Genomic DNA, 469 nt, shown 5'->3' with positions numbered 1-469 from the left:
AGGGTTAATTAATTTTTTTAATAGTGCACAATCAGATAATTGCAAAGGGGGAATAATAGAATATCTTAACGATAAATCCTTTGATGAAAAAACAAATATAAAAGATTACATTTATAACATTGAGAAAACTTACTCTGGCAGCGGCATTATTAACCTTATGTCAGCCGGAAATATCATGCACAATCATGCCGAGACCGTGTTGATGAAGTCACACAGGAATTCGTAGCTGTCCTGATCATCAATGCCGATACGGGTTTTCACCGTTACCGGAATCGACACCGCGTCGCGCATCGCCTTCACGCAATCGGCGACCAGCTGCGCATTCCCCATCAGGCAAGCGCCAAACATGCCATTCTGCACGCGGTCGGAAGGACAACCCACGTTGAGATTGATTTCGTCATAACCCCGCTGTTCAGCGAGCTTTGCGCACTGCGCCAGCGCCGCAGGATCGCTCCCGCCCAGTTGCAAT

1 pseudogene is annotated in these 469 nt (G+C 46.7%); it reads right to left on the bottom strand.

Annotation, left to right across the window (positions count from 1 at the left end):
- Window positions 1–189: 189 nt before the first annotated feature.
- Window positions 190–469: pseudogene (locus FDX22_RS27180) on the bottom strand (tRNA-dihydrouridine synthase); the annotation flags it as partial.

Origin of the sequence: Citrobacter sp. TBCS-14 (genome assembly GCF_005280805.1) — a bacterium.
Classification (GTDB): domain Bacteria; phylum Pseudomonadota; class Gammaproteobacteria; order Enterobacterales; family Enterobacteriaceae; genus Citrobacter; species Citrobacter gillenii.
The sequence above is the reverse complement of the archived record's forward strand: the minus strand, read 5'-3'. Positions and strand labels throughout refer to the sequence as shown.